23 protein-coding genes and 1 tRNA gene are annotated in these 26854 nt (G+C 67.5%); 7 read left to right on the forward strand and 17 right to left on the reverse strand.

Annotated elements, in window-relative coordinates:
- Positions 1-764: 764 nt before the first annotated feature.
- From ACNSN7_RS03940 to ACNSN7_RS03985, 10 genes are all read right to left on the reverse strand, one after another.
- Entirely contained in the window at positions 765-1100 is a 336-nt protein-coding gene (locus ACNSN7_RS03940) for a hypothetical protein (protein ID WP_418280826.1), read from the reverse strand.
- A gap of 5 nt (positions 1101-1105) precedes the next feature.
- A complete protein-coding gene (locus ACNSN7_RS03945; protein WP_418280827.1) occupies positions 1106-1246 on the reverse strand; it encodes a hypothetical protein in 141 nt (46 codons plus the stop codon).
- Positions 1247-1357: 111 nt separating this feature from the next.
- Entirely contained in the window at positions 1358-6661 is a 5304-nt protein-coding gene (locus ACNSN7_RS03950) for a hypothetical protein (RefSeq protein WP_418280829.1), read from the reverse strand.
- Between the two features lie 93 nt (positions 6662-6754).
- Positions 6755-6827: transfer RNA gene (locus tag ACNSN7_RS03955), tRNA-Thr, on the reverse strand.
- 585 nt (positions 6828-7412) lie between these two features.
- Entirely contained in the window at positions 7413-8402 is a 990-nt protein-coding gene (locus ACNSN7_RS03960) for a class I SAM-dependent methyltransferase (RefSeq protein WP_418280830.1), read from the reverse strand.
- An 82-nt stretch (positions 8403-8484) separates the two neighbouring features.
- Positions 8485-8871, reverse strand: coding sequence for a nuclear transport factor 2 family protein (locus tag ACNSN7_RS03965; RefSeq protein WP_418280832.1), 387 nt, complete (start codon positions 8869-8871; stop codon positions 8485-8487).
- A 66-nt stretch (positions 8872-8937) separates the two neighbouring features.
- Entirely contained in the window at positions 8938-10143 is a 1206-nt protein-coding gene (locus ACNSN7_RS03970; RefSeq protein ID WP_418280833.1) for a potassium channel family protein, read from the reverse strand.
- A gap of 35 nt (positions 10144-10178) precedes the next feature.
- On the reverse strand, positions 10179-10805 hold the full coding sequence (locus tag ACNSN7_RS03975) for a double winged helix-containing putative transcriptional regulator (protein WP_418280834.1): 627 nt from the start codon (positions 10803-10805) through the stop codon (positions 10179-10181).
- The gene (gene mch, locus ACNSN7_RS03980) at positions 10805-11743 is read right to left on the reverse strand and encodes a methenyltetrahydromethanopterin cyclohydrolase (protein WP_418280835.1); all 939 of its coding nucleotides are present in this window, start codon (positions 11741-11743) and stop codon (positions 10805-10807) included. Before mch ends, ACNSN7_RS03975 begins: the two co-directional genes overlap by 1 nt.
- Before the next feature lie 102 nt (positions 11744-11845).
- Complete coding sequence (locus ACNSN7_RS03985) at positions 11846-12298, reverse strand: DUF7969 family protein (RefSeq protein ID WP_418280836.1); 453 nt, start codon at positions 12296-12298, stop codon at positions 11846-11848.
- 191 nt (positions 12299-12489) lie between these two features.
- On the opposite strand from ACNSN7_RS03985, the gene ACNSN7_RS03990 reads away from it, so the two are divergent.
- Positions 12490-13968, forward strand: a complete 1479-nt coding sequence (locus ACNSN7_RS03990) for a cryptochrome/photolyase family protein (protein WP_418280837.1) — start codon at positions 12490-12492, stop codon at positions 13966-13968.
- An 18-nt stretch (positions 13969-13986) separates the two neighbouring features.
- Here the strand turns inward: ACNSN7_RS03990 and ACNSN7_RS03995 are convergent, their stop codons facing one another.
- Positions 13987-14772, reverse strand: a complete 786-nt coding sequence (locus tag ACNSN7_RS03995; protein ID WP_418280838.1) for a sulfite exporter TauE/SafE family protein — start codon at positions 14770-14772, stop codon at positions 13987-13989.
- 82 nt (positions 14773-14854) lie between these two features.
- Entirely contained in the window at positions 14855-15304 is a 450-nt protein-coding gene (locus ACNSN7_RS04000) for a universal stress protein (protein WP_418280840.1), read from the reverse strand.
- Positions 15305-15455: 151 nt separating this feature from the next.
- On the opposite strand from ACNSN7_RS04000, the gene ACNSN7_RS04005 reads away from it, so the two are divergent.
- Positions 15456-15800, forward strand: a complete 345-nt coding sequence (locus tag ACNSN7_RS04005) for a DUF5802 family protein (RefSeq protein ID WP_418280975.1) — start codon at positions 15456-15458, stop codon at positions 15798-15800.
- Positions 15801-15898: 98 nt separating this feature from the next.
- A complete protein-coding gene (locus ACNSN7_RS04010) occupies positions 15899-16801 on the forward strand; it encodes a Vms1/Ankzf1 family peptidyl-tRNA hydrolase (protein ID WP_418280842.1) in 903 nt (300 codons plus the stop codon).
- 66 nt (positions 16802-16867) lie between these two features.
- Here the strand turns inward: ACNSN7_RS04010 and ACNSN7_RS04015 are convergent, their stop codons facing one another.
- Entirely contained in the window at positions 16868-18547 is a 1680-nt protein-coding gene (locus ACNSN7_RS04015) for a Na+/H+ antiporter NhaC family protein (protein WP_418280843.1), read from the reverse strand.
- 201 nt (positions 18548-18748) lie between these two features.
- On the opposite strand from ACNSN7_RS04015, the gene asd reads away from it, so the two are divergent.
- Positions 18749-19792: an aspartate-semialdehyde dehydrogenase gene (gene asd, locus ACNSN7_RS04020; RefSeq protein WP_418280844.1), complete on the forward strand. Its 1044-nt coding sequence runs from the start codon at positions 18749-18751 to the stop codon at positions 19790-19792.
- A gap of 38 nt (positions 19793-19830) precedes the next feature.
- On the opposite strand, the gene ACNSN7_RS04025 is transcribed toward asd, so the two are convergent.
- The gene (locus ACNSN7_RS04025; RefSeq protein WP_418280845.1) at positions 19831-21816 is read right to left on the reverse strand and encodes a 3-hydroxyacyl-CoA dehydrogenase/enoyl-CoA hydratase family protein; all 1986 of its coding nucleotides are present in this window, start codon (positions 21814-21816) and stop codon (positions 19831-19833) included.
- A 121-nt stretch (positions 21817-21937) separates the two neighbouring features.
- Between ACNSN7_RS04025 and ACNSN7_RS04030 the strand changes: the two genes are divergently transcribed.
- A complete protein-coding gene (locus ACNSN7_RS04030) occupies positions 21938-22528 on the forward strand; it encodes a DNA-3-methyladenine glycosylase family protein (RefSeq protein WP_418280847.1) in 591 nt (196 codons plus the stop codon).
- 209 nt (positions 22529-22737) lie between these two features.
- On the opposite strand, the gene ACNSN7_RS04035 is transcribed toward ACNSN7_RS04030, so the two are convergent.
- On the reverse strand, positions 22738-24087 hold the full coding sequence (locus ACNSN7_RS04035; protein WP_418280848.1) for a putative ATP-dependent zinc protease: 1350 nt from the start codon (positions 24085-24087) through the stop codon (positions 22738-22740).
- A gap of 201 nt (positions 24088-24288) precedes the next feature.
- Between ACNSN7_RS04035 and ACNSN7_RS04040 the strand changes: the two genes are divergently transcribed.
- Together ACNSN7_RS04040 and ACNSN7_RS04045 are read left to right on the forward strand one after the other, a co-directional pair.
- Entirely contained in the window at positions 24289-25308 is a 1020-nt protein-coding gene (locus ACNSN7_RS04040; protein WP_418280850.1) for a succinylglutamate desuccinylase/aspartoacylase family protein, read from the forward strand.
- A gap of 133 nt (positions 25309-25441) precedes the next feature.
- Positions 25442-25843: a universal stress protein gene (locus tag ACNSN7_RS04045; RefSeq protein WP_418280851.1), complete on the forward strand. Its 402-nt coding sequence runs from the start codon at positions 25442-25444 to the stop codon at positions 25841-25843.
- Positions 25844-25882: 39 nt separating this feature from the next.
- On the opposite strand, the gene ACNSN7_RS04050 is transcribed toward ACNSN7_RS04045, so the two are convergent.
- Together ACNSN7_RS04050 and ACNSN7_RS04055 are read right to left on the reverse strand one after the other, a co-directional pair.
- Positions 25883-26116 carry a DUF7860 family protein gene (locus tag ACNSN7_RS04050; protein ID WP_418280853.1) on the reverse strand — a complete coding sequence of 78 codons (234 nt, stop codon included), beginning with the start codon at positions 26114-26116 and terminating at the stop codon, positions 25883-25885.
- A gap of 86 nt (positions 26117-26202) precedes the next feature.
- A complete protein-coding gene (locus tag ACNSN7_RS04055; protein ID WP_418280854.1) occupies positions 26203-26853 on the reverse strand; it encodes a DJ-1/PfpI family protein in 651 nt (216 codons plus the stop codon).
- Position 26854: the final 1 nt, after the last annotated feature.

A 26854-nucleotide genomic window follows, 5' to 3' on the forward strand; every position in this document is an offset into this window, starting at 1 on the left:
CGTTTCGCGAAACGGCCTATCGTTTCGCAGTCGTGCGGTTCGGAGCATGTGTCTCGCGTTTCGCGCTCCCCGCTGCCGGAGCGGCGTACCCACTACCTATGCGCGCGCCGGTAGATCTGAGGCGATCGGCGGACACTACGGTGTCGCTTTTTCTGAGCGGTTCGGTGGGGCACACGACGGCACCAGTTGGAGAGCTATAGACGTCAGACGCTCAGAGGCGGTCTATGGACGGTATCGGTTTCGGTATCGTTATCGGTATCGGTTTCGGTACCGCTACCGATACCGCTCGAAGGGAGCAGCGTCAACGACTCTCGGCACGGATTCAGGACTAACGGTGCACGGGGTTGGTGAGCGCTGTCGCTCAAGAGTGTAGAAGTGAGCCCGCCCTGCTACGGCAATCGGACAGCTGTGTTTGCGTTCGTCGCGCATGGTGACCAACAGCGGCACACGCCGGCAGCGACGGGGTCACACGAGGAGAGACGTCTCTTTATGAAGAAGATTACGGTCGAATACGCCGCGTATTCGGTCGGTGGTTCTGTCGAGTCGAGTGGGATCCAATAACCTCGATCATTTTTACACCTATCTCTAACTGATCATGCCGCAGGCTACCGATTATTCGTTTTTGTTTTGCGTATTGGGAGGGCGCAGCAGGTACACATTATATTGTAATGTAACGCGCGCGCTTAGCTATGAGATTGCGAGATTACACTAAGGTATTCGCTTCAAATTTGTGGGTCCCCCGGGACACATAACCCCGCCCCTGATCACTCCTTATAGTCGATCGCCCTCCCCTCCATAGTGCCGAGATCGCGATCGTAGGTCGTTCTTCGTTTTCCCACGCCGATGCAGTAGAGCGTGTTCTCTTCTCTGATAAAGTATGAACGAAGATCGCCGGGTTTGCTTCGATATACCGTCACCGAGTCAATCTCTTTGACGATGGAGACACATTTCAGCAGGTCGCGATCCCAAAGGGTGAGGTCCTCTTCGATCTTGTCGATATCGTCCAGTACCCGCCTTTTCTCTTCATCTGTAAATATTGAGCGAGAAAGATCCTTCTGTACCCACTTCTCAACAAGTTCCACCGAGTCAACGCCCGCCACGCGTATTAGAGGTCGAGTAAGTCCCGCATCTCGTCAGTCGAACACGTCTCTTCTTCTTCCAGATCGATCTCAGAGACGCGTTCTGAGAGCGTGTCGCCGTTGCCAAGGACGACTCCATCAGGTTCTTCGTCGTGTTCAACCGCCATACACCACCTTCGTTGCTGGAGGGATAAGAATGTATCCCAGAGAGGGATATACCTGCTTTGCTAGAGCTGTCGCTTCACCCGAGGGCGACTGACTCGTTTTGATATCGGGGCTTAGTCCCCTAGAGCACCCTCGACGGCGGTCGGCGAGGGAGGAGCGCCCCGCTGTCGCACTTCCGGTGTGCTGCGAGCTGTACCCGAGGGCGTTTCACCCCCGAACACCCGGACATTCCACGTATAGTATTGGGTATGTGCGGCGCGTCCGCCTTCGGCGCGGATCGCATCGCCCCGATCGGGGAGGTCAACCTCACCGGCACCTGGCGTGTCCGCGGGCTCGTACACGTTCGCGACGCCCGGGCCACCGTCGACGCGCCGCAGGTAGCCGGCCTCGGCGAGCTCGGCGAGGACCCGCCGAACCTGTCGCCGGGTGACGTCGACCGCGTCGGCGACGTCGCCGATCGTGAACTCGCCGCCGAGGCGGCGGTACTCCCGTGCGACGGCAGTCGCGGTGTCGCTCCAGGTCTCGACGACCTGCCCGCGACCGACGACGGGGAGATCGTCCCGCAGCGCCGAGGTCCGCGCGACGACGGTCGCCCCGCTGTCACCCCGCGCGAACCGGAGGATCGCCTGCGTGGTTTGGTCATCGCGCATGTGCTGGAGGTAGGTGTTCGCGAGCGGGCTGCCGTAGTCGAGATCGGCGCCGCGCCCACGGTCGCGGTCGGTGTTGACCTCCTCACCGGCGAGCGCACAGAACCGTTCGATCGCGTCGTCGCCGTAGTGCTGCGACCCGAGGACGGCCGCGAGGCGGTGGTCGCCGAGGTCGTTCGACCCGGTGACGTTGCCGTAGTGATCCCACGCGGAGACGACGTCGTCGAGCCGTGCGTCGTCCTCCAGCACCTCGCGGACGCCTTTCGTCGTGATCGCCGCGGGACGCCCGACCTCGACGGCCTCCTCGCCGCGCTGGCGTGGCGCGTCGATCCCGGCGTACTCGTCGGCGATCGCCTCTAAGAGCGCGGCGTCGCCGTCGGTGTCTTTCGTCTCGGGATCGCCGGAGTAGGGCCGCGGCCGGTCGTCCGCCTGTAGGACACGGAGATCAAGCGCCTCCTCTAGGAACTCCGCGCGTTCGCGAGCGGTGTCGTGGATGTCGTCGGTGTCGACCTCCTCGCCGAGCGCGACGGACCACAGCGGCGCGCGCCCGGTTGCGTCGAGCCCGACGAGCGGCACGTCCTCGCCGGCAGCGTCGGTCCGTGCGGGCGGCGTATGAAGCCGTGCGCCGTGTCCATTCCGGTCGAGGACGGTCCGCGCACGCTCGCCCGTCTCGGCGACGTCGACGACGGTCCCGTCGGTCGCGTCGGGGTCGAACGCCCACTTTGAGGTATGGACGCGCTCCGGCTCCGGCTCAACGACGGCACCGAGGATGTGGTGCGCGTCGGGGTGTGCGTAGCCGTCGTCGGCCCACGCGGCGAGCCGCCGGCAGCCCTCCCCACCGCCCCGCAGCGCCGTCACGGCGGCGTCGAGGACGGCCCGGGCGCCCTCGCGACCGTCGCGAGCGGCGTCGGCAGCGTCGGCGACGAGCGCCCGCAGGTCGTCCGCCACGGGCAGCGTCTCGGCGTCGACAGCGTCGGGCGTCGGAGAGACGAGCCCGCCGTCCGTCGCACGCTCCAGCGGCTCGCGGACGGCGTCGTCGGCCCACCCGGCGAGCCCGGACGCCGGTTGCTGGACGTCGACCGCACCGATCGCGGCGACGAGCTCGTCGTAAGCCTCGGCGGGATCGGCCTTCCCGTCGACGACCGCCGCCAGCGGCTCGCGGAGACTGAGCGCCTCCAGGGTGTCGCGGTCGACCTCGGTGAGGATCTCCGCGGCCTCGTCGCGAGCGTCGAGGAGCTCCTTTGTCCGGCCGAGCGTCGCGATCGCGTCGTCGACGCCGGGGTCGGCCTCGGCGGCGCGGCCGTCGAGCCACGCCCGGACCCACCCGTCGGCGGCGAGGTCCGCCTCCAGCATATCACGGCGGTCGTCGACGTCCTCCCGGAGGCACCCGGCGAGCCACGTCGCGAAGTCCTCGGCGGTCTCGCCGAACTCGGAGACGAACGCCTCGCCGGGGAACTCGTCGAGGACGACGGCCCGCGGCTCGGCGTCGACACTCCCGTCCGCGGCGCGGGAGAAATGCGTCCGGACGCTCGCGACGTGAGCGTGTATGTAGCTCCCGACGAGGAGATCGGCCGCCGCGTCGGCGTCGGTGACACGGTCCCACCCCTCGCCGTATTCGCACCGATCGCCGTCCTCCTCGTGGTCGGAACACGGCAGCGGCGCACCAAATAGCCCCTGCGCCTGTTGGTGGATCTCTCGCGGCGTGTAGCCGAGACGCCGGGCGACGTGGACGGCGAGCGCCCACGCGACGCCGTGGTCGCCCTCGGCGGTGTCGCACGTCGGCCGGTCAAGCTCGGGTGCGTCGCCGTCCGCCTCGGCGTCGTCGAATATATCGCTCGCATCGACGTCGTCGGCGTCCGCCTCCTCCAGCTCGTCGAACGCGGCGGACAGGATCGCCCACCGGTCGCGGAGCCGCGTCTTTCCGGCCTCGCGAACATGAGAGACGGCGGCGGCGAGGACTCCGTCGCGAACGCGCTCCTCGGAGAATACGGGGAGGACCTCGGCGTCGACGCCCCAGCGGTCGGCCTTGTCGAGCGCCTGCGCCTGAAGCTCCTTTCGCGGCGCAAGGTACGACAGCGGCCTGTTTCTCGCCGTTTTGACGGTGCCGGTCGTTTTCCCGGTCGCCGGCAGCGCCGTGACGACGGTCGGCGCGTCGTCGTCGGCTGTCGCCTCGCCGAGGAGCGCCTCGACGTCCTCACGGGCGTCCTCCAGCGCGTCGGGGTCGACCCCCTCGACGTCCCGCGCGTCGACGAGCTCGTCGCTCGGCGGCAGCTGGGGCGTTATCTCGCGGGCGCCGTCCTCGGCCGGCTCCCAGCGGGGGAGCGGCGCGCCGTACTCCTCACGGGCGAGGCCGTACGCGTCGGTAAAGTCGGACCCTTTCAGCACCTCGCGAGGGTCGTTGAGGAAGCCGCTGTCGAGCGCCACAAACCGGAGAATGTCGACGACACGCATTGAATCGGCGTCCCAGATCGTACCGCTGTCGAACACGAGGACCGACTCCCCGCTTTCAGAGTCGCGCCACGCGGGATCGAGCGCCCGGACAGCCTCGCCGGAGACGTCGTCACCGGTCGCCGTGATCTCGGTCGCGAGGGCGTCCTCGTCGAGGTGGAAAAACGAAACCTCGCCGATCACGTCGAGGACGGCGTCGAATTCGGCGATCGCGTCGGTCGTCGTGTAGTATTCGGGAAGCGGGGCGCCGTACTCCTCGCGGGCGAGGGTATAGGCTTCGGGGTATTCGGCGTCGAGCGCGTCGTCGCACGCGCCGACGAGCCCCTCCTCGACGGCGACAGCGCGGACGACGTCGACGGCCTCGCCGGTCGCGGGACACGCGAAGCGTTCGGGGGCGTTCGCGGCGGCGTCGAGGTCCTCGACCTCGTCGGGCGTCACACGGCCGGCAGCGTCCCACGCACGACGGGGGTCGACGGTCGCGCCGACCTCTCGCGGGTCGTCGCGCCACTCCTCGCCGTCGTCGTCCTCGTCGTCGAACCCGCCCGCCGGCTCGCGGCCGGGATCGACGTCGTACTCCTCGGAGATGTGGTCGAGGAGCTGGTTATACGCGCCCGACGGCAGCGCCCGGTACGTGGTCCCGTCGTGGTCCTCCCGATTGTGGACGACCCCGCCGGTGTCACTATCACGGCGGACGAGCTCGTCGTCGTCGACGAGGCCGTCCTCGACGGCGACACCGATAAGACCGCGGTACGGGACCGGGTCGTCGTCCGAGACGTAACTCTCGTCTTTTGCGTGTTTCCATGCTGTAAAGACCTCGTCGTCGTCGAGGCTCCCGTCGGGGGCGTCGGCGCGACGTTCGTCGGCCTCGACCAGGATGTACGTAAGCGCGTTGTAACTAACTCCATACTTGAAATCGGTCGCGAGCTCGTCGTCGTCGACGACAAAGTAATTCTCACTTTCACCGTGGTGTCCGAGCGGGTTCTTCCCACGGTCACCCTCACTTAGGCCTGTGACGTCGGTAATGTCGAGGTCGAATAGCGCCGACCGGCCGTCGGAGGACGAGACCGTCGACGTGTCTCGGTCCTCGGTGTCGTCCCGCGAGGAGCTGCTCGACGGCTCGGTATGGGCCGGGTGGTCCGTCGCACGGACCGCGGCCGCGAGGACGGGACCGAGGTCGCCCCCCCACTCGATAAGGTAATCGTCGAGGTCGACCTTCGAGAGACCGGGCCGCGGCAGCTCCGCGATCCGCGCGTCGACGCCGGCCTCGGCGAGGAACGCGCCCGTCGAGACGGCGCCTCGGAGACCCTCGCCGTACTGGGGGAGTGTTAGCCGGTCGTTTTCGTCGATCGCGGAGGAGGGCTCCTCGGCGTCTTGAACGACATAGACTCGGGGGGCCTCATACGCCTGTAGGACGTCGAGGAGGTCCTCACGGTCGCTTTTCTTGAACGTGGTCGTAACCGGGGAGAGGGCTGGGATCCCGTTTTGGTGGGCCGTGATCGCGTCGGCGATACCCTCGGTGATTATGACCGGCTCGCCCTCGCGGACGGTGTCGAGACCGTAAATCGGCTCCTCGACGACGACCTCGTCGCGGGAGACCGCGATCTTGTGGTACTTTGCTGGGTCGTCCTCCTCACCGTACCGGCCCGCCCAGTCGGCCGGGTGGGCCGGGTCGAGGGCCCGCGTAATCGCGAACACGGCGCGGCCGCCCTCGTCGAAATACGGGAGGACGTACCGACCGGACCACGTCGCCGAGAGGTTCCCGTCCCCCCACTCGCGAAAGAGGCCCGTCGCGAGGATCGTCTCGCGGTCGTATCCTCGGCCGTGTAGGTAGACGAGGAGCTGGTCTCGGGTGTCGGCCGGGGCGTAGCCCAGCCGTTTCGTGTCGATCGTCTCCTCCTCCCAACCCCGGACGTCGCGGTAGTAGTCCCGGGGCGTCGCGTGCTCGACCTCCTCGGGGAGATCGGCGTCGAGCTGCCGGGAGAACCAACCGATCGCGTCGTCGAACGCCTCGACCGCCTCCTCCTCGGTGGTTTGGTCGGTTTTACCCTGGGGGTCGTCGTCGGGAGAACCGGCTCCTCGGGATTCCATATCGGCCGGTTCCGGCGGTTCCGGGGTTTCGTCGGCGAGTCGGACGGTGTCGAAGGCACCGCCGGTGTCCTCCTCGACGAGGGTCCCGTCGTCGATCGCGGCCTCAACGGCGTCGTACGCGGCGCCGATCTCGACGTCTCGCGCGTCGGCGAGCGCCTCGGCGACGGTGCCGACCGGCGGGTCGTCGAGCTGCGCGAGGAGTCGGCTCCAGGCGTCGCGACCGAGGTCCGTCACGCGGCAACACCCCCGTTTCCGGTGGCCGGAGCCAACGGCTGAAGTTTAGAATCTGAAGCCGCCCCACCGCACGGCTTTGAACTAAAAGTTCCAAGCCGGAGGAGGGATTTGAACCCTCGACCTATTCCTTACGAAGGAATCGCTCTGCCAGCTGAGCTACTCCGGCGCTCACTCACACGTATCCCGAAGAGGAAAATAAGGGTTCCGAAACGGAGGCACGCTGTCGGGTCCTCTCGTGTGAGGGGGACACACGATCGCCACACGACCGGTCCGGAGTCGTCGACGACGACCGACGGACGATCGCCGTCCACCACCAACCCGTTTTTAAACATATATGACGTATTATATCGCGAATCACGCCACCGATCGAAATATAATATGACGTATATAAGGACAAAACCTAAATAGTAGCTCGGACTTCGATCGGACATCGACAACACCACTCGCGTGCCGAGACGGCGGGGATCGACTCCCTCGGTGGTGTCTGCCCGGTCGGAGCCCGTACCGGGCGAGCGGTCACGTCGGCGGGGACTCCCCACGCCCCGCCGTCGTCGACCGATTCACTGTCGCGATCCATCGCGGCCGACGTGATTCACGTCTTCGACGTGCCACGCGCCAAATCGCCTCTGGTCCGACGGTCCAACCGGCCGCGACCTCTTGTCATGTGACGGGCCCCACACCGACCGACCCGGCCTCCCTCCGGGTGCGGTGGGCGGTTTTCTCGATCCGTCGCCGAGACGGATGGACGACCTCACCGACGAGTCAGCCGAACGTCCAGTCGGACGTTGTACTCGTGGGGCGCGTACGAGCGAACGACGTGTTCGGTCTCGACGTCGACGTCGTACGCCTCGCCGGCCGCCTCGCGGATCGCCTCGATGCCGGGTCCGAACGGGTCGTCCTCGTGTTGGATGTCGTAGTAGTGAACGAGACACTCCTCGCCCGCCAGCCGCACCGCGGTGTCGAGGAACTCGTCGGCGGAGTGCGGGAGGTTCATCACGAGCCGATCGGCGGTGTCGGCGTACTCGTCCGCGACCGCCCGGACGTCGCCAGCGATCGCGGTGATCCGATCGGCGACGCCGTTCCGCTCGGCGTTCTCCCGCAGGTACTCGATCGCCCGTTCGTTGAGGTCGCAGGCGACGACGTCAGCGCCGCGAGCAGCCATCGGGATGGCGTAGGGGCCGACGCCCGCGAACATGTCGATGACGGTCTCGCCGGGCTCGACCGTCTCGACGATCCGGCGTCGTTCGGTCGCGAGCCGCGGCGAGAAGTACACCTCCGCGACGTCGAGCAGGAACTCGTGACCGTACTCGCGGTGGACGGTTTCGGTGCCGTCCCCGGCCAGCACCTCCCACCGACGCACGCGCAGTTCGCCCTCGATCGGCGAGGCGCGATTGATGACGGTCTCGCAGGGGACGTCCGACGCCATCACCGCGTCGGCGATCTCGCGGGCGCGGTCCTCGTCGTCCTCGTCGATGATGACGAGCTCGCCGAGCCGCTCCAGCGACGGCTCGTCCCCGAGTATCTCGGCGGGCGTGCGCGGCCGGTCGCGCTCGTCGGGGTCGCGCTCGACGACCCGGTCGCGAAACGCCGCGGGAACCGCGCTCGGCTCCGTCACGGGGAGGTAGATGGTGTCGTCGACGACGTCGATCTCGTGGTCGCCGTCGAGGACGCCGGCGTCGGCGAGCCGCGTCCGGACGGCCTCGCCGCGCTCGCGATCGACGGCGACACAGGGAACGCTCATCGGTGGAGACAGGCGGCCCGCCCGATAAAGCGTGACGCTTCGGGGGCGAGCACGCCTCGCGTCGCATCCGGACGGTCGATCGCTACTCCGTCGAGACGTACGTCTCCAGTCGCGTTATCGCCCGTCCGTCTCCGCCGAGCGCGAACACGTCGACGTACCCGAACAGCTCCGCGCCGTCGGCGTCGAGCAGTCGCCCCCGAACGGCCACACCGGTGCCGTTCGTGTACACGCGGTCGACGACGTGGTCCGTGTCCGTCATCGGTCGCTCGTCGCGCATGAACGCGACGAACCGGTCGCGACCGTCGAGCGTCAGGTCCGGACGGTCGTGGACGAACGCCGGATCGAGGAGGTCGATCAGTCGGTCGTACTCGTCGGCGTCGATGGCCTCGTAGTACGCGCGAACGGTTCGTTCGGCTCGGACTCGATCCGTTCGACAGTCGGTACCGTCTCGGTCCACGGGACCCTCCATACCCGGCCTCGGGTCCGGGACGCCAAAAGCGGGCGGATCGATCGGCCCATCGGACGCCGGGGCGGCCTACGCCGCCAGTTCGTTGAACTCGGCGGCCGACGTCCGCGTCCCCTTCGAGATGACGACGTCCCCGACGCTGAGCGTCGTGTCGATGTCGGGGCCGACCAGCCACCCCTCGTCAGGGCGGCGGATCGCGAGCACGCTCGTCGAGACGTCGGTCGTGGGAACGCCGCCGGCGACCCGCGTCCCCGCGAGCTCGCTTCCCTCCCCGATCGTCGTCCGAGTGATGATCTCGTCGGACTCCTTGACGGCCATCTCGACGACCGGATGGACCTCCAGGTCCCGGACCACGCCCTCGGTGATCTCGAGTGCGGCGTCGGAGATCTCCTCGGTCGCGACGCCGAGGTGGATGAGTCCGCGCAGGGAGACGGGGTCGTCGGCCTCCTTTGCGGCGCGGAGCGTCCACGCCTCGAACCGCGACTGGAGCGCGTCGACCTCCACTTCGAGGTTGCTCACCTCCTCTGCCAACTCCTCGTTGTCGAAGAGGACGGAGCCGTACGCCAGATCGACTGCGAGTTCGGAGAGATTCTTCATCAACACGATGGAGTCGACCGCACGCTCCAGATCGTCGATCGCGGGGTCGTCCGGTTCGGCCGGATCGAACGGCTCGCCGATCAGTTCGGGGTGTAGATCCGAAACGCTCGCCTCGGGGCCGCGAAGGAGGACCACGTCTTCGCCCTCGATCCGGGTGTTCGGACCCGGATTGAGGATCCAGTCGTCGTCGCGACGGATGGCGATCACGCGGACGCCGGTCTTCGACTCCATGTCGATGTCCTTCAGCGTTCGGCCGGCGTACACGGAGTCGACGTCGACGGTCCCGCGGACCAGCGTTTCGACGCCCTCGGAGAGCGCGCCGCGCATGGCATCCGGCAGCCCGATCTCCTCTAACACGATCTTCGCGATGTCGCCGGCGGCGTCGGACACCTTGTCGGCGGCGGCGACGACCCCGAGCACGGGTGCGAGTTTCTCGGCCTCGTTGGGGTTCCGAGCGGCCAGCATCAGGCTCATCCGTGCCCGCATCTGGAGGACGTCCATCTTGTTCTCGAGCTTGATGACCTCCTGTGCCACCGTGGGGCTTCCGTGGAGGACCGCGGAGTACGACAGATCGATGAGCAGTTCCGCAGTGTCTTTCATCTCAACGAGCAGATCCTTGACGCTCGCGGGCTCGTATGTGACCGTCTGCGGTGGGTCCCGCCCCTCGAATCGTCCCATGTGGATCCACTCACCGGCTCCGAGTAAAAGACTTGTCACGGGGACCGTCGGTGGTCGTCGCTGCGGACCGCGTCGCCGACGAGGTACGCGGCGGATCCCGTCCCGATCCGATCGGCGGCACCCGGGTCGGTCCCAACGTCGGCACCCGGGTCGGTACCAGCGTCGACGTCGGTACCAGCGTCGGCGTCGACATCGACGGGCTCGGCGAGATCGACGAGCACGAACCATCGAAGCAGCCGGTCGGCCCGCTCCCGCCACGCGGCCTCCCAGTTCGGGTCCCGCGCTCGGTCGTGTCTCGGAACCGACTCGCGGGTCGCCTCGAACAGGTCGGTCGCCGTCACGGGATCCGCGTGCGACGCCGCCCGAAGGAGCTCGATCGCCTCCGGAGCGAACAACACGCCGTCGCGGAGCCCGTCCCGGATCCGCTCCGCCGTCGGCTCCGCGTCGGTTCGCGTGAACCCGCTCGGGGTCTCCGTCGCGAGTCCGAGCGCGCGAAGGAACGCGAGCCAGTCGTTCGCGACCTGCCGGTTCGGGAGGTCGCGCCGGTCGCGGAGTCGCGCACAGCAGTCGTCCTCGGTGCCGGGGACCAGAGGGACCGCCCGCTGGAACGCGGCGACTTCGCCGAGGTCGTCCGGCGGCTCCGGGACCGGCTTGAGTCGCATCAGCGGTAGCCGAACGACTCCGCGAGCAGTTCCTCGTCCGTCTCGCCGGCCGTGTACACCGGGCCGTCGACGACGTCGACGGTCACCTTCGCGGGCGCGAACACGCTCTCGGGCACCGAATAGAAGTCCCAGTCCGACTCCTCGAACACCTCGAGGAAGGGCGTTCCGTAGTCGTCTCTGACCGTCGAGACGATGCGGTCGAACCGGTCGTCGTCGCGCGCGACCTGGAGGTGGACCTCCCCGCCGTACGCCAACGCATCGTTGGTCCGCCCCATCGCGACGTCCTCGTCGCGCGTGACCGGAGCGATCGGCGCGGATCCGGACGCGTGGAGGACGTCGGTCGGCTCGTAACCGATCTCGAACAGCCGGAAGACGGCGAGCTCGGCCGCCCGTGCGGCGGTCGCCACGGAGCCCGCGGTCGAGCCGGTCGCGTACGTCGGGAGGAACACGCCCTCCGGATCGACCTCCGAGAGCTCGGCGACGTGTTCGGCGACGGTCTCGTCCGGCAGCGACGTCGACTCGACGGTCAGCGTCGCGAACTCCGAGGAGTCGTAGTAGCCGATCCGTTCGAACTCCGTTTCGCGGCCGACGAGCGCGCGGGCCGGCCCGGAGCCGAGCCCCTCGAAGCCGTTCTCGAACGCGAGCTCCCAGCCCGCCTTCTGTGAACACAGCAGCGCGATCGCGGGGTGATCGGTGGACAGTTCGACGTACCCGCGCGGCGAGTCGGCGACAGATCCCATCCGGGTGCGGACGTTCGCGAGCCCGGCGGTCTGTATCTCGGCCAACAGCAGTCCCGCCTCGACGCCGCCGACGGCGTCCACCCCGAAGTCGACGACGGTCGCTCCGTTGTCGAGTTCGTAGCCGACCACGTCGAGCTCGCCCGCGAAATCGAGCGCCTCGTCGACGAGCTCGATCGCGGTCCGGTTGATGCTCTCCATACCGTCCCTGCGTACTCCGTGCGTAAGGGGTTTTTCAGTCGATGCGACCGCGAGACCGGCTCGCACGCGGCGACGAGGCGATCCGGGAGGGGCGGAACGCGGCTACCAGAACCCGCCACCGTTCGGGCCGTCGGGACCGTCGGGGCCTCGCGGGCCCGATCGACGGGGGTCCGGATCGATCGCGACGAGTTCGGATTCCGAACGGGGATCGACCTCGCGACCGTCCTCGTAGCGAACGAAAGAGAGGTAGAAGGGCTCGCCACAGCCGGGGTCGTTCTCCCGATCGGAAGCGTCCGTCTCTCCCGTATCAGGACCAGCGTCCTCGCTCCCGACGGGCGAGACACCCCGCTCCGGATCCCACTCGACGCCGTCGCTCTCGCCGCAGACGAACCTGACGCCGTCGGCGGCGGCGTCCTCGAACGGCTCCGTCGGCGCGACGTATCGCCAGCCCTCGAACGGGTACGGCGTCACCGCCTTGTCGGCGAGGTAGCCGTGGCGATCGAGTTCGACGAGCGTCCCGCAGTGCGGGCAGTAGTAGGTGACCGGAAACGACATACGGATCGTACGGGCCGAGCCGATAAACGATCGTCGGCGACCCCGACGTGAGCCTCCTGATCGCGTTCGGGGTCTGCGTTCGGGGTCTGCGTCCGGGGTATACGCCCGAGGTCTGCGTCCGGGGTCTACGCCCGAGGTCTGCGTCCGGGTCGTCCCGGTGGTTTCAGGACCGTCGCATCCGAACGGGCGATATGGAACTGTTCTGGCATCGACGGGACCTGCGTATCGCCGACAACGTCGGTCTCGCGGCGTCGTCCGAGCGAGACGCGACGGGACCGGTCGCACCGGTCTTCGTTCTCGACGACGACGTGCTCGCACACGCGAGCGACGTCCGGGTCCGTCGACTCCTCGACGGTTTGGCCGCGCTTCGGTCGCGGTACCGCGCTCGCGGCAGCGATCTCCTCGTCGCCCGCGGGGATCCCGGTGACGTTCTCCCCGCGCTCGCCGACGGACTCGACGCCGACCGCGTCGTGTGGAACAGGGATTACTCGGGACTCGCCCGCGAGCGCGACGCCCGCGTCCGCCGGGCGCTCGACGACGCCGGAACTCGCCGCGAGACCCATCACGACGCCGTGGGGCACGAACCGGACGCCATCCGCACGAACGCCGGCGACCCGTACTCCGTCTACTCCTACTACTGGAAGAAGTGGCGCGACCGCGAGCGGGGCGCGCCCGCGCCGACGCCCGAGGAGTCCGCGCTCGCCGCGGCGTCGAGGCTCGCGGACGCGACGACCGTCCGGTCGGAAGCCGGGTTCGAGGTCGGCGTCGGAGATCTCCCGACGCCAGCGGCGCTCGGCTTCACCGACCCGGCCGTCGATCTCCCGCCCGCCGGGACCGACGCCGCCCGGGAACGCCTCGACGAGTTCCTCGACGACGACGTGTTCTCGTACGAGACCGACCGCGATTACCCGGGACGCGAGGGAACCTCACGGCTGTCGACGTACCTCAAGTACGGCGAGATCGGGATCCGTGAGGTGGACGCCGCGATCGAGCGCGCGATGGCGGCCGCGAACGACCGTCCCGAGGCGGACGCGGTCGAAAGCGTCGAGGAGTTCCGGGCGCAACTCGCGTGGCGGGACTTCTACATACAGGTGCTGTATCACAATCCCGAGGTCGTGACGGAGGACTACAAGGAGTACGAGGCGGGGATCGACTGGCGCGACGACCCCGAGGAGATCGCGGCGTGGAAGCGCGGCGAAACGGGGTATCCCATCGTCGACGCCGGGATGCGACAGCTCCGCGAGGAGGCGTACATGCACAACCGCGTCCGGATGATCGTCGCCTCCTTCCTGACGAAGGACCTGCTCGCCGACTGGCGGCACGGCTACGACCACTTCCGGGAGCGGCTCGCCGACCACGACACCGCAAACGATAGCGGCGGCTGGCAGTGGGCGGCCTCGACCGGCACGGACGCCCAGCCGTACTTCCGGATCTTCAACCCGATGACGCAGGGGGAACGCTACGACCCCGACGCCAAGTACATCGAGGCGTACGTCCCGGAGCTCCGCGGCGTCGCCGCCGACGTCGTTCACGGATGGCACGAGCTCTCACCGACTCAGCGCGCGAACGCCGCACCCGACTATCCGTCGCCGATCGTCGACCACTCCGAGCGCCGTGAGGCCGCACTGGCGATGTTCAAGCGAGCACGCGGAGAGGACCCGGCAGCGTGAGCGCGGAGCGCGTCCGACTCAGTGGCCAGCGTGCCCGCCCCCGAGCGGCTGGTAGTGCGGAAGCTCCGGGTGCGGGAGGTGGACGCCGAACGACATCAGCCCGTGGGCGAACAGCACGTAGCCGAGCGCGACGAAGGCGACCCCCAGCAGGCGGTGAACGCGACGTCGATGGACCGCGTCGACGGAGCCAATCACGGTCCCGTACGCGAACACCGCGGGGAACGTCCCGAGCCCGAGCGCGCCGAGCGCGACCGCGCCGACGACCGGATCCCCCATCGCGAACGCGTAGAGGAACGCCGGATACAGGATCGGACACGGCAACAGCCCGTGGAGCCCGCCGAGCGCGACGATGCCCGGCCCGGAGGCGAGGCGACTCACGCGCTGGGTGAGCCACGCGACGAGCCGGGACGCGGGGGCGATCGACACCGGAAGGCCGGGTGCGGCGTTCCCGAGCACGTATCGAACGCCGAGCGCGACGATGATCGCGCCGACGCCGATGCCGACGAACCCGCGGATCGGGTCCGCAACGGCGACGAGCGTGTCGGTTCCGACGAAGACGACGCCACCGATCGCACCGAAGACGGCACCGATAGCCGCGTAGCTCACCGTTCGGCCGAGGTTGAACAGGGCGTGCTGTCGGACCTCGTAGGTCGTCAGGTGGCCCCGGGAGTCCGAACGCTCCTCAGCCATCTCTCCGGCGTACACCGTGACGAGCGGGCCACACATCCCGATACAGTGCGCGCCGCCGAACAGCCCGATCACCAGAAACAAGAGGAGGTCGACGCGCAGTAGGGAGTCGATCATATCGCTCTCTGAACGAAGGGGAGACGGCGTAGTAACGCCTCTGGTATGCGACCCGAACGACCGGGGGCGGTCGCCGGTCCGGCTAGCCGGAGACGGTCGTTTTAACGATGCTAACCGGTGCGGTCGACATGCGAGAGACGCGCTCGGTGACGGAGCCGAGCATTCGACGGTAGTCGCCGGGACGGTTCTTCGAGCCGATGACCGTGAGGTCGATCTCCTCGTCGTCGATGTACCGGAGGATCTCCTCGTGGGGCACGCCGTGGATCACCGCCGTGACCGTGTCGACGCCCGCCTCCGCGGCACGCGTCGCGACGTCCTCGACGGCGACGTCGCCGAGGTCCTCGAGCGTCGACTCGGCACCTTCCGCCTCGTCCACGAACTCGTCGCCCGAGTACGCGTTGACGATGTCGCTGTCGACGACGAAGAGCACGTGTAGCGTCGCGTCGTACCGATTCGCGGCGTCGATCGCGTGATCGACCGCCCGGTCGACGCCCTTCGTCCCATCGGTCGGCAGCAGGATCCGATCGTACATATCTCGACGTTCGGTCGATGACCTGTTAAAACGATGGGACGTCGACGATCAAGCCCCGAATCGGGCCCGGGTGGTCCATCGAGTTGCACGACCATATAAACGTTTTCGGCAACCCTTTTCCTCACCCATGCTAAATGTTACCATGAATAGAATGTTCGAACGCTTCTCGAGCGGCTACTACCTGGGGGAACTGTACGTGGAACCTCACGACGTCGACCGCGCCGTCATGCAGCGGGCCGACCACGAACACGTCACCGAGCAACTGTACGCGGACGGAACGGGGATCGAACGGCTCGACACCCCGCTCGTGATGAAACTCGACGCGGGCCACATCCCCGTCGAGGGCGACGACGGCGTTCCGACCGGGACGCTGGCAGTTCCCCGTGATATCGCCGACGAACGTCTCCCGGGCCGCCGGAACGTGTTGCTTGCGGACGCCGACCGCGCGGAGAACCTCCTCCGGTGGGAAGGGTGGGAGCCGTTCACGAACGCGTGATCCGCTGGCTGTGGCGCGATCAACGATGGTACCTTATCCCTCACTGTAGCGCGATTAACGACGGTACCCTTTAAGCGAACGCGCACGGGTCATGCGGTATGATCGACAGGCTGCTTGGTCGCGCCGAGCTGAAAGAGCGGATCGAGGAGCTGGAGGAGCGGAACCATCACCTCGAACGTCGCGCCGAGGCCGAAGCGGACCGACGGTCCGACGCCGTCGCAGACAAACAGCGCGTCGAGGAGCGCGCAAACCGCCTCGATGACCGGATCGAGGAGCTGGAGGATCGGATCTCTCGCGCCGAGAGCGACGCGGTGGACGTCGAGTTCCGTCGCGTGAGTGACGTCCGCGGCGATCGACTCGATGACGTGCTCGGACGCCTCCGGGCGATCGAAAGCGACGATCCCGAAGGGTTGCTCACTGCGTTCGTTCCCGACGACGACGCCGTTCCGACGAGCGTCTCCGACCGACTCGGGGACCGGAGTCGTCTGGTTCGGCGTGCCGCACCCGCCGTCGTCGTCACGGACGACACCGGCGTCGTCAGCGGCACGCTCTCGCCCGCGCTCCCGCCCGATCCGTTCGACGAGTGGGAGAGCCGGTTCCGACTGCGAGACGAGTGGTTCCGTCCGACCGGACGGTTCGCCTTCGCGTTGGTTCGCTCGGACGTTTTCGCGGTCGGAACGTACGAGGGCACCGAGCGGGTCGCCTTCGAGGGGTTCGTCTCGGACGTCAAGGAGGCGCACTCGAAGGGCGGGTTCTCACAGGGGCGCTTCGAGCGACGGCGCGAGGGCCAGATCGACGACCACCTGAAGAAGGTCCGGTCCGAGCTCGCGGCCGTTGTCGACGACGTCGACCGAACGATAGTCGTCGGCGAGCGGAGCGTACTCGGCGACGTCCGGGAGTACGCCGATCACGTCGACGTCTCCGACGCGACGGGAGCGCCGAGAGACGCCCTCTCGGACGCGTTTCGTGACTTCTGGACCGTACGGATCCACGCGATCTAGCCGATCGGGCGGAGGCGCTCCGGACGAGCCCGGCGGGTGCCGCCCGGACGCGAACGGACGGACTGACTACTCTCCGTTCTCGCTCCCGGCGGCGGGTGCGTCCTCGGGAGGCGATCCACGCGGCTCCTCGACCGACACCGGATCGATCCCTTTCCGATCGGCGTCGAACTCCGAGAGGACGTAGACGAGGCCGACCAGCATCGCCGCGCCGATCGGGAGGAGGACGAGCGGCGTGATCCCCGTGTATCCCCAGACGAGCAGGAGGAGCACGACGACGACGCCGACCGTGACGGCGTAGTACAGCTGCGTTCGTACGTGGTCGATCAGGTCCGCGCCCGTGAACGTCGCGGACAGCACGGAGGTGTCCGAGATCGGTGAGCTGTGGTCGCCGAGGATCGCCCCCGAGAAGATGACGCCGACCATCACGGCGACCAAGGTGTGGCCCTCGGGGCCGCCGCCGCTCATGGTCCAGGCGACGGGGATCGCGATGGGGGTCAGAATGCCCATCGTTCCCCACGAGGTCCCGGTCGAGAACGCGATGAAGCCGGCGACCACGAACACGAGCGCCGGGAGCAGCTCGGGCGAGACGGCTCCGACGGTCAGTTCGGCGACGTAGTCCCCGGTTTCGAGCGCGGAGATGACCTCGCCGATCCCCCACGCGAGCGCGAGGATCGACACCGCGGTGATCATGATCCCGAACCCGTCTATCGTGTACTCGGTCGCGTCGCCGACGCCGAACACGTCGTACAGCTTCCCGAGCAGGAATCCGGTCGCGACCATCGCGAACGAGCCGATCATCAACGCGGTTTCGTAGGCGGCACCGATCGCGGCGTCCCAGAGGGCTCCGCCGGCCGCCTCCGCGTTTCCGGTGAAGAGGTCGGTCGCGAACGCCACGGGCGAGAAGCCGCCGGTCCACAGCGCGGTCGCGAGGGTGACGGCGACCAGCGCCGCGACGGGGGCAAAGAAGTTGACGAGCCGCGGCGTCGACGCCGGGGGATCGCCGAGTTCGGTCGCGACGTCCTGCATCGGAACGGCCTCGTCGCGGGTCACCTTGCCGGTGGTCCACGACCGGTGTTCGGCGGTCAGCATCTCGCCGTAGTCGCGCCCCCACCCGACGACGACCACGACCATGACGATCGCGAGGATCGCGTACATGTTGAACGGGATCGCGGCGAGGAACACCTCGAACGTGCTCGGCCGGTCAGCGGCGGCGACGCCCGCCTCCTCGTACCCCTCGACGATGAGCGACAGCTGAAACGCGACCCACGAGGAGATCCCGAGCGTCGCGACCGGTGCCGCGGTGGAGTCGACGATGTACGACAGCTTCTCGCGGGAGATCCGCAGTCCGTCGGAGACGTCTTTCATCGCGGAGCCGACGATGGCGGTGTTCGCGTAGTCGTCGAAAAACAGGAGGATGCCGAGTCCCCACGCCGCGAGTCCGGCCTTCCGCTGGGTGTCGAGTCGCTTCATCGCCCAGTCGCGGACGGCGTACGTCCCGCCGAGGTTCCACACCATCGCGACGCCCGATCCGAGCAGCAGCGTGAACACGATGATCGTCGCGTGGAACTCGTCGGCGACCGCGGCGACGATCCACTCGAAGGTCTGGACGATCCCGAGCCCGCCCGTGTATATCACGGCACCCGACCAGATGCCGAGGAACAGCGACAACACCGCTTTGCGGGTGAGGATCGCGAGAACGATCGCGAGCAACGGCGGAACGACCGACAACGCTCCGAACTCGGACATGACTACGTACTGCAACGCGCAAATATATAAATAGGCATGGAGACGGCCACGCGCTGGCGGTTCTGTCGCCGGTTTATCGGTGCTTTCGGTGAGAAGCCGACGAATCGTCGATGGATCGACCGGGATTCCGACGAGTCGTCACGACCGGCGGATGGACGAATATCCGAACGCACTTACGTGGCTGTGACTCAGTACCGTGCAATGTCAGTACGAGTCGGAATCCTCGGTGCGACCGGAGCCGTCGGCCAGCGGTTTATTCAACTGCTCGACGACCACCCGACGTTCGATCTCGCGGCCGTGACCGCGAGCGCGTCGAGCGAGGGGAAGACGTACCGTGAGGCGGCCAAGTGGCGAGTCGACACGCAGATCCCCGACGACGTCGCCGGGATGGAGGTCGTCGCGACCGACCCCGACGCCATCGCGGACGCGGACGTCGATCTGCTGTTCTCGTCGCTCCCGTCGGGCGTCGCCGCGGAGGTCGAGCCCGCCTTCCTTGAGGAGGGGTACGTCGTCTCCTCGAACTCCTCGAACGATCGGATGGCCGAGGACGTTCCCCTTACTATCCCGGAGATCAACCCCGATCACCTCGGGCTCATCGACGTCCAGCGCGACGAGCGCGGCTGGGACGGGGCCTTGGTGAAGAACCCGAACTGCTCGACGATCACGATGGTCCCGACGCTCGCCGCACTCGACGAGTTCGGCCTGGAAACGGTTCACGTCTCCACGCTACAGGCGGTCTCCGGTGCCGGCTACTCCGGCGTCACCTCCATGGAGATCATCGACAACGCCATCCCCCACATCGGCGGCGAGGAGGAGAAGATGGAGACCGAGTCGCGGAAGCTCCTCGGCGGGTTCGACGGCGCGGAGCTCAGCCTCCATGACGCCGACGTCGCCGCCTCCTGTAACCGGATCCCGACGCTCGACGGCCACCTGGAGAACGTGTTCGTCGGACTCGACGCGGACCCGTCCATCGAGGACGTCCGCGACGCGATGGAGCGCTTCGAGAGCGCCGACCTGCACAGCTCACCGGACCAGCTGATCAAGGTGTACGGCGACGACGAGCCCGACCGCCCGCAGCCCCGCCTCGACCGGACGTACGCGGACGGAATGGGGATCGTTGCCGGCGGGATCCAGCGATCGGGTTCCGACTTCAAGTACAACTGTCTCGCACACAACACGATCCGCGGCGCGGCAGGCGCATCGATTCTGAACGGTGAACTGCTCGTCGAAGAAGGGTACGTGTAAGCGGGATCAGCGACCGCCGATCGAAGACGGCGTACGTTCTACTTCCCTTTGAAATCCGGCTCGCCGTCGCCCATGAACGCGGTCATCCCCTCCATGAGGTCCTCCGTGTTCATCAGGTGTCCGAACGCCTGCGCCTCGACCTCGAGGCCGGCCTCGTCGTCGGTTCGACCGGCGTGCATCGCACGCTTCGTGTAGCGCTGGGCGATCGGCGGGCCGGCGGCGAGCTGCTCGGCGAGCTCCCACGCTCGCTCGTCGAGCTCGTCGTCGGGGACGAGCTCGTTGATGAAGCCGTACTCCGCCAGCGTCTCCGCCTCGTAGCGGTCGGCGGTGAAGATTATCTCCTTCGCGCGTCCCTCGCCGACGATCCGGGCGAGTCGCTGGGTGCCGCCCCACCCCGGAAGCAGTCCGAGGTCGTGTTCGGGCTGGCCGAGCTCCGACCGTTCGGAGGCGATCCGAAGGTCGGCCGCGGTCGCGAGTTCCATCCCGCCGCCGAGACAGTAGCCGTCGATGGCGGCGATCACGGGCTTATCGGATTCCTCCAGCTTGCCGAAGGTCTGCTGCCCGTTCCGGGAGATCTCGACCGCCTCGAGCGGATCACCGCCGCCCGCGGCCATGCTCTGTACGTCCGCTCCCGCGGAGAAGGCGCGGTCGCCCGCCCCGGACAGGAGGATGGCACGGACCTCGTCGTCCGCGTCGAGCCGGTCGATCGCGTCGGCGAGCTCGTCGAGCAGCTCTCCGCTGATCGTGTTCATCCTGTGGGGGCGGTCGATCTCGATGTGGCCGATCCGCTCCTCGACGGAGACGGTGAGCGTGTCGTAGTCGGTTCCCGTATCGCCGTCCCCGTCCTCGGCCTCCGCGTCACCGCCGCGGAACCCGCCCGCCTGGGCGGCCGATCGCAGGTGGTCTGTCGCCTCGTAGCGCTCCTCGCCGGTCTCCTCGGAGAGCGCGTCGAGGACCTCGACGAGCTCGTCGAGTCCCTCGCTGTCGGCGAGCTTGGCGGGACCGTCCGGGAAGCCCGCACCGAGCATCACCGCCCGATCGATGTCGTCGACGTCGGCGACGTCGTTGCCGATCAGTCCGGCGACCTCGTTGGCCATCACCGCGAGCAGGCGGCGACGGACGTCCGCGTCGACCGCGTCGGTCGGGACCTGCGCGCCGCCGTTTTCGTAGTCGTAGAAGCCGGAGCCGGTCTTCTTGCCGAGCTCCTCGGCCTCGACCTTCTCGGCGAGCAGCGGGCACGGGCGGTAGGCGTCGCCGAGCACCTCGTGCATGTACTCCAGGACGTGGTAGCCGACGTCGATCCCGACCTGGTCGGCGAGCTCGAACGAACCCATCGGGAGCCCCATGTCGAACTTCGTCGTGGAGTCGACCGTCTCGATGTCGGCGTCGCCGGACTCGACTATCCACGCCGCCTCGTTCATCAGCGGGACTAAGATTCGATTGACGATGAACCCGGGGCTGTCCTTGCGTACGCGAACCGGCGTCTTCCCCATCGACTCCGCAAGCCCCTCGATCAGGTCGAGCGTCGCCTCGTCGGTGTGTGCACCGGAGATCACCTCGACCAGATCCATCCGAACGGGCGGGTTGAAAAAGTGCATACCACAGAACCGCTCCGGACGGTCCGTCACCTCCGAGAGCTCGGTGATCGAGAGGCTGGACGTGTTGGTGACGAAGATCGCCTCCTCGGGGGCGTACTCGACGACCTCCTCGTACACGTCCTGCTTGATCGCCATTTTCTCCGGAACGACCTCGATCACCACGTCGGCGTCGGCGAGCGAGTCCGCCAGGTCAACGTACGGCTCGACGCGGTCGAGCGCGGCATCGGCCTCCTCGTCCCCGATCCGGTCCTTCTCGGCGAGTTTGCCGAGCGACCACTCGATCTGGTCGTAGCCGTTCTGCACGAACTCCTCGTTGATGTCTCTCATCGCCACGTCGTAGCCGGCGAGCGCAGCGACTTCCGCGATGCCGTGACCCATGTTCCCGGCACCGAGCACCGTCACTCGTTGCACGTCTTCGAGCTCCATGTTCCACCGGTCGGAACCGTTTCGGTTCAACGTTTCCCTTTTTGAAACGAGAAACTCACGTAGAGTTGAATTCAATGCCGACGCGAAACCGACTTGCGGCTCCGAGCCGGAACGGGAAGCGATGGACGACGATGTCGAGCGGACACTCCGAGCGGACCCGACGATGGCGACGCTGATCGACCGGCACGGTCGACTGGCGGTCGAGCCCGCGGACGACGGGTTCCGCCGGCTCTGCGTGTCGATCGTCAACCAGCAGCTGTCGACCGCCTCCGCCGCCGCGATCCGCGAGCGCGCCTTTGCCGTTCTGGACGACGAGGTATCCCCGGAGCGAGTGCTCGCGGCGGACGCCGACCGACTCAGGGACGCCGGGCTCAGCGAGACGAAGGTGGCGTACCTTCGGGCGGCGGCGAGGGCGTTCGAGGAACGGGACCTGACTCGCGGGGCGCTGGCGGACGCGGACGACGAGGCGGTCGTCGCGGAGCTGACGACGATCACGGGCGTCGGCGAGTGGACCGCGCGGATGTATCTGCTGTTCGCGTTGGGAAGTGAGGACGTGCTCCCGCTCGGCGACCTCGCCGTCCGGCGCGGGCTCGAGGCGCTGTACAACGACGGCGAGGAGCTGTCGAGAGCGGAGATGCGCGAGATCGCCGAGGCGTGGCGACCGTACCGGAGCTACGGGACGCGGTACGTGTGGGCGGCCTACGAGCCGTAGCGGACCGTCGGCGACGTGCGACGTGAAATGGCGAACAGCCGGCGTCGACGGTCGATCGGGAGGTACGCAGGTTGCACGCGACGGCGACGCCGGACGCCCGCGAACCGTCGCGTGTCGGGACTCAGGTCACGGACCGGGATGGCTCGGTATCGTTTATAAACTGTGGACCGACCGTGGGAGGTCCACGGGGTGGGAGTGGCTGCCGCCGGCTACTCCTCGAGTCGTTCCGCGCTCTCGCCGCGTTCGGCGGGGTCGGCGTCCGCCCGCTTGCGAACGTCGACGCTGTAGTGTTCGAGGATGTCCCGACCGAGCAGCAGCGGGTACTCCATGTGGCCGCGGTCCTCGACGCTCGCGGTAACGGTGTGTTGGTTGCCGCCGATGCCGATGACCAGATCGACGACGGGGCGCGCTTTCCCGCCCTTCATGCTCCCGGATTTCACGCGCGTCATGCTCTTTATCGGGCCGGCACCGATCTCGGCCGCGAGCGAGGTGTCGATGCTCGTCCGGGTCGCTCCGGTGTCCGACTTCGCGAGCGCCTGCGTCGACCCCGAGGTTCCGGTGGCGACGACCTCCTCGATGTAGCCGATGACGGGCTGCTCGTCCGGCATCTGCTTCGGAACGGGCGCACAGGACGGCCGCGAGTCGTCGAGCGTCGCCGACAGTCGCTCGACCGTCTCGTCGTCGACCTCGCCGCCGACCGTCTCGATGGCGAGCCTCGCGATGTGTGGGGCGGGACTCCGACCGGTGGCCTCGAAGAGGCCCTTGAAGCCGGCCGTCGGGTTCACTTCGAGGACGTACCAGCCGTCGTACCCCTCGACGAGGTCGACGCCGGCGTAATCGAGCCCCATCACTTCCGCGGCGTAGAGGGCGGTCTCCGCCGCCTCGTCCGGCATGTCGTCGGTGGCGTCCTCGACTGCACCGCCGAGCGCGACGTTGGTTCGCCAGTCGCCCTCCGGCGCGTAGCGGTACATCGATCCGACGATCTCGTCGCCGACGGTGTACACGCGGAGGTCGCGGTGCTCCTCGTCGTCGCGATCGATGAGTCGCTGGAGGAACGCTTGCCGGTTCCCGACCTTCGGGTTCACGCGCTCCGTGAGGTCGACTTTCCAGGTGCCGCCGCCGTGCGTTCCGATGGCGGTCTTGTACACACCCACGTCGCCGAACCGCTCGCGGCCCTCGTTGAGCCGATCGTTCGACAGCGCGAGCAGCGCGTCGGGGACGCGGATGTTCCAGTCCGCGAGGGTCGCGGCAGCCGCGAACTTGTGGACCGCAGTGAGGACGGCGTCAGGATCGTTCAGCGTCGGGCGGATCCGCTCGAACGTCTTCGCCAACCCGAGCAGCTCGGCGGGCTGATCGGTGTTCGAGAGGAGGAGCCGGTTCGCGATGACGTCGACCGCGGGCTCGATGTCGACGTCACCGTCGTCGACGCGTATCGCGACGTTCTCCTCGCGCAGCCACACGGGTTCGTGGCCGAGGTCCTCTATCGCGTTGCATATCGCTTTCGTCTCCTTGCTGTTGTGAAGCGAGAGCACTCCCACCCGAACTGAATCCTGAGTCATGGGTTCTGGTGTGATAGCCGGCGTAAAAACACACTCGATCGATCCGCGAGGGCGTCGCGGTCGTCATCGCCTCCGTGTACGCGTCGTTTCCGCACCTCGAGGATGCGAACTCCCGTCACAGATACCGATTGCGGATCGGGGACTATTGACATCCTCCTCCGGGACGCTATATATATACCTACGCCGCTGTTGCGGTGGGACATGAGCGACGACCGGGTCTTCACGTACAACGGCGGTGCGGTCCCGCCCGGAGAGACCCAGAACATCCGCTACGGAATCAGCGAGACGTACCTCGGGGACCCGGTTCGGATCCCGGTGACCATCATCAACGGCGAACGGGACGGGCCGACCGCGTTCCTCTCTGCGGCCGCTCACGGTGACGAACTCAACGGGATCGAGGTCGTCCGAGAGGTCGCTCACGAGTGGGATCTGCGCGATCTGGCGGGAACGCTGGTCTGTCTCCCGGTGTTGAACGTGCCGGGGTTTCTGGCACAGCAGCGCTACCTGCCGGTGTACGACCGCGACCTCAACCGGTCGTTTCCGGGGAAACCGGGATCGACCAGCTCGAATCGGATGGCCCACCGGATCTACTCGAACTTCATCGAGCCGTGCGATCTCGGGCTCGACTTCCACACGTCGACGCGCGGTCGGACGAACATGCTCCACGTTCGCGGCGACATGACCGACGACGAGGTCCACCGGCTCGCGATGTCGTTCGGCTCCAGCGTGATCCTCGACAGCGACGGTCCGAGCGGCACGCTCCGCGGAGAGGCGACCGACGCGGGGACGCCGACGATCACGATCGAGATGGGTGAGGCTCACCGGTTTCAGCGAGAGCTCATCGACGACGCGCTCGCGGGCGTCAGGTCGGTGTTCGCGGAGTACGGGATGCTCGAAACCGACACCGTCCGGTGGCCCGGCTGGCGGACGCTCGTTGCCGGGTCCGGTGAGAAGACATGGCTCCGTGCGGACGCCGGCGGGATCGTCGATACGCACTACGAGAGCGGCTCGCTCGTCCACGAGGGCGACCGGATCGCGACGATCACCAACCCCTTCAAGGAGGACGCACTCGGCATCAAAGCGCCGTTCACCGGGCTGTTGATCGGCGTGCTGGAGAACCCGGTCGTGTATCCCGGTAACCCGCTGTGTCACCTCGTCGAGATCGACGAGTCGACCCGACGCGCGCTGGAGAACGAGCGAGCCGTCTCGGACATGTCCTGAATCCGCTGCTCGCCCCTGAATCCGCTGCTCGCCCCTGAATCCGGTGATGCTCCTCCGAGGGTCTCGTTGAGTCCGGTGGCCCGTGGCGGAGTGTATCGACAGCGTATTTATACGACGCGTGCAACCGACCGGTATGAGCTTGGTCGTGGTGCCGGTACGCTACCCGCCGTCGGCACACTCGGAGGCGACGCTGCGCGAGGCGGTTCGGATCGCCGAGGAACGCGACGCCGACCTCACCATCCTCCACGTCGACCTGTATCAGAACAGCCACGGCGTCACGCGGACGGAGCTGAAACGTGCCGTCGAGCGTCGGATCGGGCGGCTGGACCGTGCGCGCTACGTCGTCCGCAAGGGGTTTCTCGTCGAGGAGACGATCTTAGAGGAGATCGCCGCCGAGGGCGCGGACGTCGTCGTCATCGGCTCGAAGCAGGCAGGGCGCTGGCGGCGGATGGTCCAGAAGCTGCTCTCGGACCCCGACATCGACGCGTTCCTCCGCGAGAAACTCGACTGTACGGTCGTCACCGTCGACGGGTGAGGCGAACGCCGGCCAGTGCGGCTCTCACTCGACCGGCACTCACTCGATCAACGGGAGCGCGATCGCGAACACGAACACCGAAAGCACCGCGATCAGCGGCCCTGACAGCTCCATCGTGAGGAACACGGCGTCGAGGGTCTCCGTCGCCGAGCCGGTCGCGTGGAGGCCGTACTCGGCGACCACGCCGACGAGAAACAGCGCGACACCGATGAACACGCCGGCTTTCGTCATGCGGGAGTAGTCCAGTTCGCGGCCGTGGCTGCGTCGTGCCATACGACCCGCTCATCGAGCGGCGTGCATAGCTTTTCTGGATGCAGGACCGAGTCGGTCGGTGAGCGGGAGAACGGTCCGCTCGGCAGTCACTGCACCTCGTAGCGGCGCTCGTACTCGATGACCGTCGCGACCCGTTCGGCGATCGCCTCGCCGAACTCCTGCTCGACGACGTATAAGGCGAGATCGAGTCCGGAGGTCACGCCGCCGGCCGTCACCAGATCGCCGTCGTCGACGACCCGAGCGTCCACGACTGCCGCGCCGGACTCCCGGAGTTCCGCCAGCGCACCCGCGTGTGTGACCACTCGCCGACCGTCAGTGACGCCGGACGCCGCGAGCAACATCGTTCCCGTGCAGACGGACGCGATCCGGACGCCCGCCTCGTGGTACGTCGAGAGCGCCGCAGGGATCGCCCCGATCTGGGCCTCCGCCCACGCGCTCGCCTCCTCGTCGCGCGCGTTCCATCCCCCACCGGGAACGACGAGGAGGTCAGGAGCGTCCGACGCGTCCGGGTCGGCGAGCGTCCCGTCGACGCCGACGCGAGTCCCGTGACTCGCCGTCACGGCCTCTCGGTCGTCGAGCGTGACGTATCGGACCCGTCCGGAGTGAGCGTCCACCCGATCGCCCCCCTGACGGTCCTCGCCGTCGGCAGCGTAGCCGATCGCGTAGTCGAACACCTCGTACGGGCCGATCCCGTCGAGTTCGTCGAAGCCGTCGTACAGCAACACGTCGACGTTCATG

It is taken from the genome of Halorubrum rarum, from assembly GCF_048380895.1.
Taxonomy (GTDB): Archaea; Halobacteriota; Halobacteria; order Halobacteriales; family Haloferacaceae; genus Halorubrum.